Genomic DNA, 13634 nt, shown 5'->3' on the forward strand with positions numbered 1-13634 from the left:
ATTGGATGTCCACTCTCGGTGACCTGCTTGCCGAGCACACGATGCTGCCGGGCAACGCGGTGGACCACCTGCATGCCGTGGTGGGGGAGTGGCAGCTGCTGGCCGACCTGTCCTTCGCCGACTACCTGATGTGGGTTCGCCGCGACGACGGCGTGCTGGTGTGCGTGGCGCAGTGCCGCCCGAATACGGCGCCGACGGTGCTGCAAACCGATGCGGTGGGTACCGTCGTCGCCGCCGACCGGCTGCCGCTCGTCGACGAAACGTTCGAGCCCGGTGCCGCTCCGCGGGAAAGGAATGCGGGCCAACAACATTCGTGGCAGCTGCCCGGCCCACACGTCGAGTCTTCCCCGGTGCGCTATGGCGGCCACGTGGTGGCGGTGGTGACGCGCCATCAGACCGCGGAGGCGGCCGACCGCACCCCCGGCCAGCTGGAGACCGCCTACCGCGACTGCGCCAACGACCTGGTCCACATGCTCGCGGAGGGCACCTTTCCCGACTCTGGGGACGTCGTCATGTCGCGCTCCACCCCGCGGGCGGGCGACGGTTTCATCCGCCTCGACGTCGACGGCGTGGTCGCCTACGCCAGCCCCAACGCGTTGTCGGCCTACCACCGGATGGGCCTGACGTCGGAGCTGGAGGGACACCATCTGGTCGACGTGACGCGGCCGCTGATCTCCGACCCGTTCGAGGCGCACGAAGTGGCCGAGCACGTGCGGGACCTGCTGGCCGGCGGCCGGAGCATGCGGATGGAGGTCGACGCCGGCGGTGCCACGGTGTTGCTGCGAACGCTGCCGCTGGTGGTGCACGGCGCAAGCGCCGGGGCCGCGGTACTGATCCGCGACATCACCGAGGTCAAGCGCCGCGACCGGGCCCTGATCTCCAAGGACGCCACCATCCGCGAAATCCACCACCGGGTGAAGAACAACCTGCAAACGGTGGCGGCGCTGCTGCGCCTGCAGGCGCGGCGCACCGCCAACGCCGAAGGGCGGGAAGCGCTGATCGAGTCGGTGCGTCGCGTGTCGTCGATCGCCCTGGTGCACGACGCGCTGTCGATGTCGGTGGACGAGCAGGTGAACCTCGACGAGGTCATCGACCGGATCCTGCCGATCATGAACGACGTGGCCTCGGTGGACCGGCCGATCCGCATCAACCGGGTCGGCGACCTCGGCGTGCTGGACTCCGACCGTGCAACGGCCCTGATCATGGTGATCACCGAACTCGTCCAGAACGCGATCGAGCACGCCTTCGACCCGGCGGCCCAGGAAGGCTCTGTGACCATTCGCGCCGAGCGCTCGGCCCGCTGGCTCGACGTCGTCGTGCACGACGACGGGCGTGGACTGCCGGATGGATTCAGCCTGGAGAACTCCGACAGCCTCGGCCTGCAGATCGTGCGGACCCTGGTGTCGGCGGAACTGGACGGCACGCTGGGGATGCGGCACGCCGCCGCCCGCGGCACCGACGTCGTGCTGCGGGTACCGATCGGCCGCCGGACCCGGTTGCTGTTGTAGCTACGTGTCCGCGCAACAGTGCGGCCCCGACGATTGTCGGGGCCGCACTGTTAGCGATCTGGGGTCAGACTCCGCTGCGGGCCTTCGTCCTGGCGTTGCGACGCTTGAGAGCGCGCCGCTCGTCTTCGCTCATGCCCCCCCAGACGCCCGAGTCCTGGCCGGTGTTCAGCGCCCAGGAAAGGCATTCCGTGGTCACCGAGCACCGATTGCAGACCAGTTTCGCGTCAGCGATCTGCGCGAGCGCCGGGCCGCTGTTCCCAACCGGGAAGAACAGCTCCGGGTCCTCGTCGCGACAGACCGCCTTGTGGCGCCAATCCATAAGTAGTTACTCCTCACTGAGTGCGCAGCAAGGCGCACGGCCAATTTTCTTCGCTGTTAACGCGTGCACAAGAAAAGGGTCCGCACCCCTCCATAAATTTCTGCATGCAACCTTTCGATCGTTTCACAGGCTCAACAGATGTCAATAGTGTGAGTAAGCTCGTGGGCTATCTCACTTCAAAGATTTCTTAGTCAGGCCCTTACACCGTTGTACTACACTGACGGGCCGCTTCTCGCGAACGATTTTTCGGGCCGTTTCGTTTTCCCAGGTCAGCGGTAGTTTTTCCCGGGGGGCGCGACGACCGGCAGCGCATCGGGAACCGACCTGAACGTCATCGATTCGCGCAGGCCGAGGTAATCGCCGTCGAACTGGCTGGCGATTGGGCGCCCGGTCGCGGTCACCCGCACGCACCGGGCGTCGTCGTCGCGGACGAGCTGTTTGGGGTTGCCCTTGGGCCCCTTGCCGAGGAGCTGGCTGACCATTCTCAGGGTCGGCATCACCTTCATCTCGGTGAGCGCGAACACACCCAGGCCCGACTCGAAGCTGCAGTCCGGGTTGGTCACCAACGGCCGGCTGTTGCTGTAGGTCCATGGGCTGGTGTTGGAGACCCACGCGAAGTGCACCCCTGGGACGGGATCGCGGCCGGCCAGCTCGACCGTCAGGGTGGGCTCGCGGCGCCGGAAGGCAAGGGTGACGGGGATCGCCACGCGCCAATACCGCAACGCATTGACCTTGACGCCCTTGTTGCGCTGCGCTTCCACCGCCGCGACCACCTCGGCGTCGACGCCCATCCCGGCGTTGATCACGGCCCACCGCTCGCCGCAGTCGATCAGGCTGATGCGGCGCCAGGCCGGGTGGCGGTGGTAGTCGTCGAGCAGCTGGATGAGCTGGTTGGTGGCGGCAACGGGATCGGTGGAAATGCCCAGCGACCGCGCCAGCACGTTCGCCGAGCCGCCGGGGACCACCGCGAGCGCGGGCACCGGTCGCGTCGGCGCCGACCCGGGGCGTCCGAGCATCCCGTTGACCACCCCGCTGACCGTGCCGTCGCCGCCGTGCACGACGACCAGGTCGATCCCGTCCTCAACCGCCCGCTGGGCGAGTTCGGCCCCGTGGCCGCGGTGGGTGGTGTGCTCGACGTTGAGCTGCAGCCGGCTTTTGAGTGCGTGGGCAAGCAGGTCGCGACCGGCCGGCGTGGTGGAAGTGGCTGTTGGGTTCACGATCAGCACGGCGCGCATGATGCACGAGCTTATGCGGGGCGGTTAAGGCCCCGCTTTGGGGCAAGCGCGCCTGACTACGCTGGCGCTGTGAATCCCGGTGCCGCCCCGCCCGTCGTGCGCGGCGCCGGGCTCCTCGTCGCGGTGCAGGGCGTGGCCGCCCTGGTGGTGGCCGCGGCGCTGGTGGTCCGGGGCATCGCCGGCGCCGACCAGCGGGTGGTCAACGGGTTGGGCACCGCGCTGTGGTTCGTGCTGGTCGGTGGCGTGGTGCTCGCCGCCGGGCGCGCGCTGGTGATCGGCAAGCGCTGGGGCCGCGGCCTGGGGGTGTTCACCCAGCTGCTGCTGCTTCCGGTGGCGTGGTATCTCGCGGTCGGATCGCACCGGCCGGCCTTCGGCATCCCGCTCGGTGTCCTGGCGGCCGCGGTGCTGGTCTTGCTGTTCAGCCCGGCGGCCGTGCGCTGGGCCGCCGGCCGCGATCAGGGTGGTCCGGCCAGTTCGGCCAACCGCGGGCCGGACAGCCGATAGGTGGTCCACTCGCGCTGCGGCGCGGCGCCGACGCCGTCGTACAGCGCGATCGCGTCGACGTTCCAGTTCAGCACCGCCCACGACAACCGCGTGTAGCCGTTGTCGAGACATTCGGAGGCCAGCGCCGACAGCAGCGCACGGGCCAGGCCGCGGCGACGAAAACCGGGTCGCACGAACAGGTCTTCGAGGTAGATGCCCGCGACACCGTCCCAGGTGGAGAAGTTGACGAACCACAGCGCCATGGCGGCGACCTCGCCGCCGACTTCGGCGACGTGGCCGTGCACGGTCGGTGAATTGGCGAAAAGCGCTGCCGAAATTTGTGTTTCGGTGACCGTGCAGTGCTCGGCGGCGCGTTCGAATTCGGCCAGTGCGTGGATCATGCCGGTAATGGCGGCGGCGTCTGCCGGGATGGCGCGGCGGATGCTTTCCGTCATTGCGCAACATCCAGCGCATTCAGAATGGTGGCGAATTTCGTTGTGGTTTCCGCGACTTCGGCGTCGGGGTCGGATTCCGCGACGATGCCCCCGCCGGCGCGAGCCAGCGCGGTGCGGCGATCCGCCGACAGCTGCGCACACCGGATGGACACCACCCAGTGCCCGTCGCCGCCGGCGTCGCACCAGCCCACCGCGCCGGCATAGAAACCGCGGTCGCCCTCCAGCTCGGCGATGAGCTCGGTGGCCGCCTTGGTCGGAACGCCGCCCACCGCCGGCGTGGGGTGCAGTGCCAGGGCCAAATCGATTGCGGTGGTTGACGCCTCGCGCAGCCGCCCGCTGATGGGTGTGCAGAGGTGCCAGACCGCCGCGGTGCGGCTCAGTTGCGGTTCGGCGGCGATGGTCAGCTCGTCGCACAGGGGTTCCAGCGCGGCGCGCATGGTGTCGATCACCAGCCGATGCTCGTGGCGGTCCTTGGCCGAGGCGGCCAGCCCGGCGCCGTTGGCCGCATCGGCTTGCGGGTCGGCGGCGCGCGGGGCCGAACCCGCGAACGGCTGGCATACCACCCGGTCGCCGGTGCGCGCGACCAGAAGTTCGGGGCTGGCGCCCACCAGCGTCACGCCCGCGTAGTCGTCGCCGGCGGCGGTCAGGTCGACGAGATAGCCGTAGGCGGCGGGGTCGGCCGCGACCAGCCGGCGCAGGATGACGCGCGCGTCCAGCGGGGCGGCGGCGACCAGCTGCAGCGCGCGCGCCAGCACCACCTTGTGCAGCGGGTTGTCCGGTGCGGCGAGCTCGTCGCGCGCGCGGCCGATCCGGTCGCGGTAGTCGGCCGGCGGCGGCAGGGCGGCGGCGACGCGCACCGGCGGCAGCGGCCCCGTCGGCCAGTCGGGTAGGCCGGCGAGGGACCGCACGGCGTCCGGCACCATCAAAGCCGCGGGTCCGCTCACGTCGAAAGGCAACGCGCCCAACACGATCGGGGCCGCACCCGAGCGCAGCGCGGCCTGGGCCGCGCCGATGTCGTGGTAGGCCGCGCGCACGCCGTCAGCAATCAGGGTCCCGCGCGGCCCGCACAGTGCGAACGGCGGTGGGGTGGCGCTCACCCGGGTGCGATCGCCTGCGGGTTGCCCGTCAACCCGAGGGCGGCGAGCTGGCGCACGCCGTGCTCGAACCCGCACACCGCGATCGAGCCGGCGAGCATCCAGAACCGGCTGCCCTCGACGAGCGGCAACTCGACCCAGCGCGTGATCACCGAGCGCGAGAAGTGGCTGTGGCCCACGAAAACCACGTCGCGCGAGCCCATGTGCCCCAACGCAAATTCGACAGCCTTGTCCGCGCGGTCACTAACCTGCTGCACGCTCTCGCCGCCGGGGCAGCCGTGCGTCCACACCAGCCAATCGGGGTCGGATTCGCGGATCTGGGGGGTCGTGAGCCCCTCGTAGGAGCCGTAATCCCATTCGGCCAGCATGGGAGACACCTCGTCGATGGCGAGCCCGGCCAGCTTGGCGGTGGTCAGCGCCCGGATGCGTGGGCTGCTGACCACCAGCGGGTCGGCGAGGTTCAGTTCGCGCAGGACGCGGCCGGCGAGCTCGGCCTGGACCCGGCCGTGATCGGTCAGCTCGAGATCCGTCCGACCCGTGTGCTGGCCGGACTTGGACCACGGCGTCTCGCCGTGGCGCAGCAGGACCAGCCGGTGGTTGTAGATGCCCATGCCGACCGATTCTGCCGGACGGACGTGGACGAAGCGCCCGGCGATCGAACATGCCAGGATGGGCACTGTGACCGCGGCAACAAGGAGGGGCGGGCGCTTGTGAGTAAGACCCGGGTACTGGCGGTGGCCAATCAGAAGGGCGGCGTGGCCAAGACGACGACGGTTGCCTCGCTGGGGGCGGCGATGGCGGACGAGGGCCTGCGAGTGCTGCTCGTCGACCTGGATCCGCAGGGTTGTTTGACCTTTTCGCTCGGCCAGGACCCCGACAAGCTGCCTGTGTCCGTGCACGAGGTGCTGCTCGGTGAGGTCGAGCCGAACGCCGCGTTGGTCACGACGATGGAGGGGATGACGCTGCTGCCGGCCAACATTGACCTCGCGGGAGCCGAGGCGATGCTGCTCATGCGGGCCGGCCGCGAATACGCGCTGAAGCGCGCGCTGGCCAAGCTCGCCGACCTGTTCGACGTGGTCGTCATCGACTGCCCGCCGTCGCTGGGCGTGCTCACCCTCAACGGGCTGACCGCCGCCGACGAGGTCATCGTCCCGCTGCAGTGCGAGACGCTCGCGCACCGCGGCGTCGGCCAGTTCCTGCGCACGGTCGCCGACGTCCAGCAGATCACCAACCCGGAGCTGCGGCTGCTGGGCGCCCTGCCGACGCTGTACGACGCGCGCACCACCCACACCCGCGACGTGTTGCTCGACGTCGCCGACCGCTACGAGATGCCGGTGCTCGCCCCGCCGATCCCGCGCACGGTGCGCTTCGCCGAGGCCAGCGCCTCGGGCTCGTCGGTGATGGCCGGGCGCAAGAACAAAGGCGCCGTGGCCTACGGCGAGCTGGCGAAGGCGTTGCTCAAGCATTGGAAGACCGGCAAACCGCTGCCGACCTTCGCCGTCGAGGTCTAGCTCCAGCGCGAGCTGGGGGCACCTCCCTCAAGCGCGAGCAGACGCAAAATCGCATGCTGATATGCGATTTCGTGCGATTCTGCGTCTGCTCGGCAGCCGGACGCGTCAGCCCAGCGCCACGACGGTGTCGCCACGCTGCTCGAACACCCGCGACCCCGAAACTGCCGGGACCACCGCCGCATCGCCGGGCGCCCGGTCCACCGGGATGTAGCGTTCGTTCGCGCCGCTGAGCGGGTCGTAAACCCCGATCGCGCCGGTGACCGGCACCAGCAGCCGGCCGGCCATCATCGCGCCCGGCCCCAGCGGCGCCGTCGCCTCGCCTTTGGCGATCGTGTAGCGCAGGGTCATGTTGGTCGCGTCGAAGACCATCAGGGCATCGCCGGTCCACCAGGTCACCAGGTTGCCCGTCTGCGACACCGCCGCCGACCTCGACGGCGGCCTGGGCAGCAGCGTGCTCGCGACGGTGGTGCCGGTGTCGTCGACCACCTCGACCCTGGGCTGTGGTGACGGCAGGTACACCGCCGTGGTGTTCTCCCAGACGGCGAGGACCCGGGCCCCCGAATCGGCCGCGATCCCGGGTTCGGCGACGACGTGTTGCTGGGGTTCGTCGTCTTCCTTGCCGGGGCGCAACAGGACCAGCCGCAGGTCGGCCTGCTGAGCGCAGCTCTCCAGCACCGAAACCGCCGACGAGCTGGCCGCCGCCGAGATCAGCCGGCAGCCGGAGTGCGGCCCGCGCGCCGACGGTTTCACCCGGGCGTCGGTCTCGCCGTAGGCCAGCATCCGGACCATGTCCGAGCGCCACAGCTCCAGCCGCGTGTCGCCCGCGGACAACACCGTGGTGCCGTCGGAGGAAAGACGCACGCTCGGGTCGGCGTACGCGCTGCGGGTGGCCCCGCGCCGGCCCGTGGACCCGTCGAGGGTGCTGACCTGCCCGCAGCCGCGATCGTCCTGGAAGACGGCGACGGCGTAGTGGTAGACCCACGACACACCGCACAGCGCGCTGTCGCGGGCGTAGCTCCAGCGGGACTGGCCCGTGCCCGGGTCACGCCCGTCGACGCGGCGGCCGTCCCCCGTAGCGACGGCCCCGCTCACCACCACAGGCGCGGTGGTGCCGGGGCTTCGCGCGCTCCACAGTTGCTTCAGGGTGGCCGGGACCTCCCGGGCGGGCGTCGGGGCCGGCACCGGAATCGCGGCCGGGCGGCTGACGGTGGCCCGGGCGTCGCTCGTCCACCAGATCAACGCCGCCCCCAGCGCGATGACGATCGCGATCGCCGCGGCGGCCAGCATGTCGCCCTGGGTCCGGCGTTCCGGTTTGACCATGCGGCGGCGCGGGCCTCAGTTCGTGGTGGTGGCTGTGGTGGCTGTGGTGGCTGTGGTGGCTGTGGTGGTGGCGGTGGTCGTTTGCGAGGCCGGCTTGCGGCGCCGGCGGCGGCGGGGGGTCCCGGCGTTACCCGCGGGCGCGCCGGAGGCCGTCTCGGACGGCGTCTTCGGGGCGGGTTCACCGTTGGTGCCGGGGTGCCCGGTGGCAGGCTGGCCGCCACGCGTGCGCCGCCGTGGCGGCCGGGAGCGGGCGCGGCCCGACTTCTCGTCGCCTTGGCGTTCCGGCGGGCCGTTGCGGTCGGCCTCGCGGCGCTTGCCCGGCGCCCGGCGCGGCGAGCCGACCGTGCCGCCCACTTCGGCGGGGATGCCCAGCTCGTCGTACAGGTGCGGCGAGTTGGAGTAGGTCTCGGCCGGATCGGGGGACTCCAGGCCCAGGGCCTTGTCGATCATCGTCCAGCGGGGCAGCTCGTCCCAGTCCACCAGGGTGACGGCGATACCGGTCTTGCCGGCGCGGCCGGTGCGGCCGATCCGGTGCACATAGGCCTGTTCGTCCTCGGGGATCTGGTAGTTGATGACGTGGGTGATGTCGTCGATGTCGATGCCGCGCGCGGCCACGTCGGTCGCGACGAGCACGTCGACGTCGCCGCTGCGGAACGCCTTCAGCGCCTTCTCGCGGGCGATCTGACCCAGATCACCGTGCACGGCGCCGACCTTGAAGCCTCGTTCGGCCAGCTCGTCGGCGACCTTCTGCGCGGTGCGTTTGGTGCGAGTGAAGACCATCGTCGCGCCGCGGCCCTCGGCCTGCAGCACGCGGCTCACCAACTCGACCTTGTCCAGGGCGTGCGCGCGGTAGACGAACTGCTCGGTGGTGTCGTGCGTGGCGGCCGAGTGCGGCGCTTCGGCGCGGATGTGGGTGGGCTGGTTCATGAAGGTGCGGGCCAGCGTGATGATCGGGTCCGGCATGGTCGCCGAGAACAGCATCGACTGCCGCTCGGCGGGGATCTGCCGCAGGATGCGCTCGATGTCGGGCAGGAAGCCCAGGTCGAGCATCTCGTCGGCCTCGTCGAGCACCAGCGCCGACAGCCCGCCCAGCTGCAGGTGCCCCTGCTGGCACAGGTCGAGCAGCCGGCCGGGGGTGCCCACCACGACGTCGGCGCCCGCGCGGAGCGCGTCGATCTGCGGCTCGTAGGCGCGTCCGCCGTAAATGGAGACCACCGACAGCGCGCGGCCGTCCTCGGCGGTCAGGTATATGGCGGCCGCGGCCAGGTCGTCGGTCACCTGCAGGCAGAGCTCGCGGGTGGGCACGACGACCAGCGCCCGCGGGGCACCGCTGAGCGGCCGGTGGGCGGCGCCGTCGGTGATGCGCTGCAGCAGCGGCACGCCGAACGCCAGGGTCTTACCCATGCCGGTGCGGGCCTGGCCGATCACGTCGTCGCCGGCCAGCGCCATGGGCAGGGTCAGCTCTTGGATGGCAAAGGGGCTTTCGATCCCCTTTTCGGCCAGTGCGCGGACGATTTCGTCGCGGACGCCGAGTTTGGCAAAAGTCAGTTCAGTTGTGCTGTCGAGTGCGGTCATACGTGGGGGACAAGCCTTTCGGTGACGGTATCGGTGCTGTCGGTGTTTCTCTGTCGCGGTCACGCGCGCACGAGTTCCGACTCCGAATACGTCGCCGAGTCGCGGCCCTGTAACGGTCTGGGCCAGCTGTGCACGCACATTTCGCCGGTAGTGGCGGTTCGAGATTGAAGAATTCAGCCAATACCTGCGTCCATGATAGCTGGTCGACAGCTGGCGCCCATTTTGTCCTCATCCCGCCGACTACAGTGTTGCCATGACCCCGCCCTACTCCGGGCCATCCGGAGCCGATCTGGAAGCCGACCAGGCGGACGATCCGCCCGCTTCTCGGTTGTCGGCAGATCACCCGGGCGTCAATGAGTTGTTCGCCGTGTTGGCCTACGGCGAGGTCGCCGCGTTCTACCGGCTCACCGACGAGGCGCGGATGGCGCCCGATCTGCGCGGACGGATCTCGATGGCGAGCATGGCCGCCGCCGAGATGCAGCACTACGAGCTGCTGCACCGCGCGTTGGAAAGGCGTGGCGTCGACGTGGTGTCGGCGATGGCGAAGTACGTCTCGGCGCTGGAGAACTACCACCGGCTGACGATGCCGAGCACGTGGCTGGAAGCCCTGGTGAAGACCTACGTGGGCGACGCGCTGGCCGCCGACCTGTACCTCGAGATCGCCGACGGGCTGCCCGACGAGATCGCCGACGTGGTGCGCGAGGCGCTGTCGGAGACCGGGCACTCGCAGTTCGTGGTCGCCGAGGTGCGCGCCGCGGTGACCTCCAGCGGCAAGCAGCGCAGCCGGCTGGCGCTGTGGTCGCGTCGCCTGTTCGGCGAGGCGATCACCCAGGCGCAGTACGTGCTGGCCGAGCACGACGAGCTGGTCGACCTGGTGGTATCCGGGCCCGGGGGCCTGGGCCAGCTCACCGCGTTCTTCGACCGTCTGCAGCAGACGCACGACCGGCGGATGCGCGAACTCGGTCTGAGTTGACCCGCGACCGGCTCAGCGGGTGCAGGTCGCTACGACGCCGTTGTTGGCCGACAATGCCACCGGTTGGCCGGCGGCATTGACCACCGAGCAATTGAGCTGGCCGTAGAAGCTGGTCGCGACGACCGACACGTTCTGGACTCCCGGATTCAGGACGATCACCTTCGACCAGGGCAGCGACACGTTGAACTCGGAATGCGGGTAGCCCCGGGCGTCGGTGTAGACGACGTTGACCAGGTCCAGCAGCTGTTTCGTCCCGGTCACGCTGTAGACGACGGTGCGCGGGTTCACCGCGACCGGGGGCGGGGCGCCCGTCGGGAGCGGCGCGGCGGTCGGCGTCGGCGACGGCACCGGGCGCAGTGACGCGCTGGGCGGCGGCGGCACGGTGGTCACCGTCTCTTGCGGCAGCGGGGTCTGCGACGCGCTGGGCGGGGCCGTCGTTTTCGGTGCGGGCGCCGCGGAGGTCAGCGGCGGCGGAACGGGCGGCCCGACGGTCGCCTTGGTCGACGCGCTGTCGCCGCTGTTGACGATGACGGCGGTGGCGATGGCGCCGACGGCCACCACGGCGCCGAGGATCGCCGCGGCCGGGCGCCAGCGGGTGTCGGACGGCCAGGCGAGGTCGCCGTAGCCGTCCAGGACGTCGGTGTCGGCTCCGTCGTAGTCGTCGTCGGGGTAGTCGTGAACTGGGCCGAGACGATCCGTGACCATGTGTCTGATGGTGCCGATGTTACCGATGTGAATAGGCGGGTCGGGGCGGTGCGCGGCATGTTGGCCGAGCTGGGAGCGAATCGTTATCTTCGGGCGGCGGCGTTTCGCTTACCGCGAACCGGGCCCCGGGGCGACACGCCGCGCGGGGGCGTCCATTAGCCTGCTGCTGACGCGTCTGCGAACTTCAACGCCAACGGGAAGGGGCCACCGTGGAGGTCAAGATCGGTATCACGGACAGTCCACGCGAACTGGTCCTGTCCAGTACGCAGACGCAATCCGAAGTCGAGGAGCTCGTCGCGGCCGCGCTGCGCGACAGCTCGGGCCTGCTCAGCCTGAATGACGAGCGGGGCCGCCGCTTCCTGATTCAGAGCTCCAAGATCGCCTATGTCGAAATCGGCGTCGCCGACGCCCGCCGGGTCGGGTTCGGGATCGGGGCCGAATCGGCCGCCAAACACGCCAGTAAGGGCGCTAAGGGCGAGTAAGCGGCACGTGGGATAGCCCGCCCCAGGCGAACTGGACGGTGCCGTCGACGGCGTCCGCCTTCGAGATCGGGCGGTCCGAGTCCAGCCAGTACCTTGCGCAGTCGACGCTGATGCCGACCAGGCCCACCGCGATCATCCGGGCGCGGTGCGGATCAAGGCCGGAATCGGCGCTGATGAGGTCGAACACGGCGTCGATGCACGATTCGGTGGCCACCCGCACCTGCGCCGCCACCTCAGGCTCGGTGACGTAGTCGTTCTCGAAGATGAGCCGGTAACCCTGGCTGTCGTGCTCGATGAAGTCGAAGAACGCCTGCACCGCCGCGTGCAACCGCCGCCGGTTGTCGGTGGTGGTGCGCAAGGCCTGTTGCACGCCCAAGACGAGGTTTTCGACGTGCCGCGCGAGCACCGCCAGGTAGAGCTCCAGCTTGCTCGAAAAGTGTTGATACAGGACGGGTTTGCTGACTCCCGCGCGGTCGGCGATCTCGTCCATACCGGCGGCGTGGTAGCCACGGTTGACGAAGACGTCGCTGGCCACGATCAGCAATTGGCCCCGGCGCTCGTCGCGCGGCAGGCGGTTGCCGCGCCGGTTGGCCGGCATTACGCCGTCTCCCGGCCGACGGTCAGCCGGCTTCACGGCGCGCCGTGCCGCCTTGGCGAGATCGCTCATCGAGTCCTCATCTGATCGTTGGCAACTGGCCGTCGGCCCGCCGGGGCCAGCCGCACGCGACTAGTCGCAACGACATTACTACCCGTAGCGCCTTGGTGATTGCCGGCGCGGCCGTCGGTGCTGGCAGAAGCGGTGTCGTGGGGCGGATTCGGGCGCGCCAAGGGTGGTCGCGGTGCCGGCTGTGCAATCCTGGGGAAATGACGTCCCAGCGGCCTGTGCGTAGCACCGGTCGAGCTCCGATGGTGCGCGACGAGTGGCGCGAACCGCTACGGGCCCTGCGCGACCCGATCGCCCGGGACGCCGGACGGACCCGGGCCGACCGCGAGCGCCCGCGGCAATGGCGCAAGCAGACATGGTTGGGACGGTTCGTTTCGACCTATGGCTGGCGCGCGTACGCGTTGCCCGCCTTGGTGGTGTTGACCGGGCTGGTGATCTATCAGACCGTCACCGGCACGAGCGCGCCGAAACCGACGGCGACGCAATCCATTCAGGGCACCCCGGACATCGGCGCCGTGGGCACGTCGATCATCGACGCACCGCCTCGCGGGCTGGCCGCGTTCGACGCGAACCTGCCGGCCGGGACGCTGCCCGACGGCGGCCCGTTCACCGAAGCGGGCGACAAGACGTGGCACATCGTGCCGGGCGTGACGCCGCAGATCGGTCAGGGCACCGCCAAGGTGTTCCGGTACACCGTCGAGGTCGAAAACGGCATCGACGCCACGATGTTCGGTGGCGACGAGGCTTTCGCCCAGATGGTCGAGCAGACGCTGGGCAACCCCAAGGGCTGGACGCACAACCCGCAATTCGCCTTCGTGCGCATCGATAACGGCAAGCCCGACTTCCGCATCTCGCTCGTGTCGCCGGTCACGGTGCGTGGCGGCTGCGGCTACGAATTCCGCCTGGAGACGTCCTGCTACAACCCGGTTTACGGGCCCAACCGGGAGGCGCGGGTCTTCATCAACGAGGCGCGCTGGGTGCGCGGTGCCGTGCCGTTCGAGGGCGACGTCGGCTCGTATCGGCAGTACGTGATCAACCACGAGGTCGGCCACGCCATCGGATACGTGCGTCACGAGCCCTGCGAGCAGCAAGGTGGTCTGGCGCCGGTGATGATGCAGCAGACGTTCTCCACGTCGAACGACGACGCCGCCAAGTTCGACCCCGACGTCGTCAAGGCCGACGGCAAGACCTGCCGATTCAACCCCTGGCCGTACCCGATCGCCTGACCGGTCTGGGAAGCCCCCTCGGTTGTTTGCCGTTGCTTCGGGCAACTGTTGTGATGGAGAGAGCTGACCAAGCTATAGAGGAGA

The 13634-nt window shown here is 69.8% G+C and carries 15 protein-coding genes; 6 read left to right on the forward strand and 9 right to left on the reverse strand.

Going from position 1 to position 13634, the window contains the following annotated elements; genetic code table 11:
* Positions 1–5 precede the first annotated feature (5 nt).
* Complete coding sequence (locus tag A5787_RS04490) at positions 6–1508, forward strand: sensor histidine kinase (protein WP_066962218.1); 1503 nt, start codon at positions 6–8, stop codon at positions 1506–1508.
* 64 nt (positions 1509–1572) lie between these two features.
* Here the strand turns inward: A5787_RS04490 and whiB1 are convergent, their stop codons facing one another.
* Both whiB1 and A5787_RS04500 read right to left on the reverse strand, forming a co-directional pair.
* Positions 1573–1827 carry a transcriptional regulator WhiB1 gene (whiB1, locus tag A5787_RS04495; RefSeq protein ID WP_066962223.1) on the reverse strand — a complete coding sequence of 85 codons (255 nt, stop codon included), beginning with the start codon at positions 1825–1827 and terminating at the stop codon, positions 1573–1575.
* A gap of 269 nt (positions 1828–2096) precedes the next feature.
* The gene (locus tag A5787_RS04500; protein ID WP_066962226.1) at positions 2097–3062 is read right to left on the reverse strand and encodes a diacylglycerol kinase family protein; all 966 of its coding nucleotides are present in this window, start codon (positions 3060–3062) and stop codon (positions 2097–2099) included.
* Positions 3063–3131: 69 nt separating this feature from the next.
* Between A5787_RS04500 and A5787_RS04505 the strand changes: the two genes are divergently transcribed.
* Positions 3132–3566: a hypothetical protein gene (locus A5787_RS04505; protein ID WP_066962229.1), complete on the forward strand. Its 435-nt coding sequence runs from the start codon at positions 3132–3134 to the stop codon at positions 3564–3566.
* On the opposite strand, the gene A5787_RS04510 is transcribed toward A5787_RS04505, so the two are convergent.
* From A5787_RS04510 to A5787_RS04520, 3 genes are read right to left on the reverse strand one after another with little or no spacing between them, the layout of a single operon-like run.
* A complete protein-coding gene (locus A5787_RS04510) occupies positions 3518–4000 on the reverse strand; it encodes a GNAT family N-acetyltransferase (RefSeq protein ID WP_066962231.1) in 483 nt (160 codons plus the stop codon). The genes A5787_RS04505 and A5787_RS04510 overlap by 49 nt on opposite strands.
* Positions 3997–5097 carry an isochorismate synthase MenF gene (locus A5787_RS04515; protein WP_066962234.1) on the reverse strand — a complete coding sequence of 367 codons (1101 nt, stop codon included), beginning with the start codon at positions 5095–5097 and terminating at the stop codon, positions 3997–3999. Before A5787_RS04515 ends, A5787_RS04510 begins: the two co-directional genes overlap by 4 nt.
* Positions 5094–5705, reverse strand: a complete 612-nt coding sequence (locus A5787_RS04520; RefSeq protein WP_066962238.1) for an acid phosphatase — start codon at positions 5703–5705, stop codon at positions 5094–5096. The genes A5787_RS04515 and A5787_RS04520 overlap by 4 nt, the downstream gene beginning before the upstream one ends.
* Before the next feature lie 99 nt (positions 5706–5804).
* Between A5787_RS04520 and A5787_RS04525 the strand changes: the two genes are divergently transcribed.
* A complete protein-coding gene (locus A5787_RS04525) occupies positions 5805–6605 on the forward strand; it encodes a ParA family protein (RefSeq protein ID WP_066962330.1) in 801 nt (266 codons plus the stop codon).
* 105 nt (positions 6606–6710) lie between these two features.
* Here the strand turns inward: A5787_RS04525 and A5787_RS04530 are convergent, their stop codons facing one another.
* Both A5787_RS04530 and A5787_RS04535 read right to left on the reverse strand, forming a co-directional pair.
* On the reverse strand, positions 6711–7925 hold the full coding sequence (locus A5787_RS04530) for a hypothetical protein (protein ID WP_066962241.1): 1215 nt from the start codon (positions 7923–7925) through the stop codon (positions 6711–6713).
* A gap of 15 nt (positions 7926–7940) precedes the next feature.
* Positions 7941–9500 (reverse strand): DEAD/DEAH box helicase, encoded by a 1560-nt coding sequence (locus A5787_RS04535; protein ID WP_066962244.1) that lies wholly within the window; start codon positions 9498–9500, stop codon positions 7941–7943.
* Positions 9501–9753: 253 nt separating this feature from the next.
* On the opposite strand from A5787_RS04535, the gene A5787_RS04540 reads away from it, so the two are divergent.
* The gene (locus A5787_RS04540) at positions 9754–10473 is read left to right on the forward strand and encodes a ferritin-like fold-containing protein (protein WP_066962247.1); all 720 of its coding nucleotides are present in this window, start codon (positions 9754–9756) and stop codon (positions 10471–10473) included.
* 12 nt (positions 10474–10485) lie between these two features.
* Here A5787_RS04540 and A5787_RS04545 read toward each other — a convergent pair whose 3' ends face one another.
* Positions 10486–11196, reverse strand: coding sequence for an MmpS family transport accessory protein (locus A5787_RS04545; protein ID WP_066962250.1), 711 nt, complete (start codon positions 11194–11196; stop codon positions 10486–10488).
* A gap of 191 nt (positions 11197–11387) precedes the next feature.
* Here A5787_RS04545 and A5787_RS04550 point away from each other — a divergent pair, with 191 nt between their 5' ends.
* The gene (locus A5787_RS04550) at positions 11388–11660 is read left to right on the forward strand and encodes a DUF3107 domain-containing protein (RefSeq protein WP_066962253.1); all 273 of its coding nucleotides are present in this window, start codon (positions 11388–11390) and stop codon (positions 11658–11660) included.
* On the opposite strand, the gene A5787_RS04555 is transcribed toward A5787_RS04550, so the two are convergent.
* On the reverse strand, positions 11647–12327 hold the full coding sequence (locus tag A5787_RS04555) for a TetR/AcrR family transcriptional regulator (RefSeq protein WP_066962256.1): 681 nt from the start codon (positions 12325–12327) through the stop codon (positions 11647–11649). The two genes, A5787_RS04550 and A5787_RS04555, sit on opposite strands and share 14 nt — an antisense overlap.
* A gap of 197 nt (positions 12328–12524) precedes the next feature.
* Between A5787_RS04555 and A5787_RS04560 the strand changes: the two genes are divergently transcribed.
* On the forward strand, positions 12525–13550 hold the full coding sequence (locus A5787_RS04560; RefSeq protein WP_066962259.1) for a DUF3152 domain-containing protein: 1026 nt from the start codon (positions 12525–12527) through the stop codon (positions 13548–13550).
* Positions 13551–13634 lie beyond the last annotated feature (84 nt).

The organism is Mycobacterium sp. 852002-50816_SCH5313054-b (assembly GCF_001667185.1).
In the GTDB taxonomy this organism is placed as follows: Bacteria; Actinomycetota; Actinomycetes; order Mycobacteriales; family Mycobacteriaceae; genus Mycobacterium.